The sequence below is a fragment of the Metabacillus rhizolycopersici genome, assembly GCF_020075705.1.
The window spans coordinates 1-1,988 of sequence record NZ_JAIQUM010000190.1 but is presented as its reverse complement, the minus strand read 5'-3'; the positions used below and the strand labels follow the sequence as shown (position 1 = coordinate 1,988).

1 protein-coding gene is annotated in these 1,988 nt (G+C 33.8%); it reads right to left on the bottom strand.

Annotated features, from left to right (window positions below; genetic code table 11):
- The coding region (locus tag K9V48_RS27830) for a fructose-bisphosphatase class III (protein WP_224142292.1) at positions 1-790 on the bottom strand (790 nt) is incomplete at its 3' end.
- Positions 791-1,988 lie beyond the last annotated feature (1,198 nt).

Below are 1,988 nucleotides of genomic sequence, written 5' to 3'. Positions count from 1 at the left end.
TGATTCCATACACATCTTCAATAATATCCAAATTATTGTATCTCGCACAGATTCGAATAATATTGGCGAGACAAACCTTTGACCCGGCAAAGGCACCTATCCAAAGAACATCATGATTTCCCCACTGAATATCAACGGAATGATAGCTGATGAGAGCTTCCATAATTTTATCAGGCTCAGGTCCGCGATCATAAATATCCCCTACGACATGAAGATGGTCAACAACCAATCTCTGAGTCGTATAAGCAAGACCTATAATGAGCTTATCTGCCTGACCGAGGGAAATAACTTGCTGGACAATTTTTGAATAATAAGGTTCCCTATTTTTAAAATCGTCCGTTTTGTATAGTAACTCTTCTATTATATAAACAAACTGACTAGGCAATGCTTTCCGTAATTTCGAGCGGGTATATTTGGAAGAGGCATAAGAAATGAGCTTCATCATACGCTCAATGATTTCTGTGTACCATAGGTATAAATCTGTTGCATTGTCAAAGTTATTTTTAATTAACTGTATTTTTTCTTCCGGATAATAAACTAATGCCGCGAATTCATTTATTTCTTGTTCAGATAAAACCTCTACAAAAAGGTCTTTGATTTTCTCTTTTACCTTCCCCGAGCCATTTCTCAGTACGTGCTGAAAGGCTTGATACTCCCCGTGTAAATCACTGACAAAATGCTCTGTCCCCTTTGGCAGATTAAGAATCGCTTCAAGATTAATAATCTCAGTGACTACTTTTTCTTCACTATCATATTTTTGTGCCAGTAAATCTAGGTATTTTGTGTTCAAAATTATATATCTCCTTTTAAAATGATCTATTTTAACGTCTAAAATAATTCGGTTAAATACTATATTTTTAGAGAAAGTTTACATCATCATTATATTTTAACTTTTTCAAGAAGATTGGGAAACAACAAATATCGCTATCTCTTTATATACCAGCTACTTTTATAGCTGCATCTATACTCAAGCATCAAAAAAACCTTCTCTAACCTCTTTTCCTCCCTACTTAATAACCAGCGTAAAAAATCAAAATCGTATAACCGATAATCATAAAGGTAGACATTGGAATGGATTTAATAAAGATTATAAAAGTAGAGGACAACTTTAATAATTGGATTAGTAATTTATCTTCGGTATATTTTAGACATTTCACCAACCTCAGCTTATTTGCTTTCCAATGCTCCTGAAACCTCCTATACATATTAGTAAAAACAAAATGTATAGGTTTTGTCTCAGGTCTCAATTTTGTATATTTTTTTGAAACGTTGTTTTTGCTGGGAGAAAATTTTTAACTGGACAACCCAAAGCGTTTCTGTAAACGGATTGGTAGAATATAAGTTACTTTTTCTGAGTCTTCAAGAGGGATTTCTTCTTGGTTCTTCCTCCAGTCTTGGCTTGGTGAAAGTACTATTTCTTTTCCCTACTCTTCAGTCCTTCGTCCCATATGATGCTATTATGACCTCTGCTGATTTCTCACAATAAATCTTGTTTCAACCGAGTTTCTTCTCCCCGTCCGTGAGACCTCCCCGGGTATGTTTGAAGTTTTTCTACTGTCCACCCGTAGTCATTTGTCATGATTAGTCCTTTTCTCATCTGAATCCGCTCCTTTATTCGTTCTTTATAAGAGCAGTATAGACAAGAAAGGTTAGTCTTCGAACATGTCGGAATGTATCTTTAAAACAAAGTTTGATTAAATCCTGTATTAATTTAAACTGGATTTTTCTTTTTTTGTTCTTGTCGATATTGTAAAATTCCAGTATATTACTCCACTAAAGGGCCATATAATTGAACAACACCTTTAAAGAAAACTGGATATTTATGTTAAAATATAGATAAGATTGTGAAGAAATGCACTTAAACTAAACCAGCTAATAGTTTGTCAACATTTTTCAATAAAATAACTAAAACAACCCTGATATACTAAAAAAGATCATACCAAATAACCTTCCGTTAGGCCCTCATTGGAAGGTTTTGTTTTATTTAG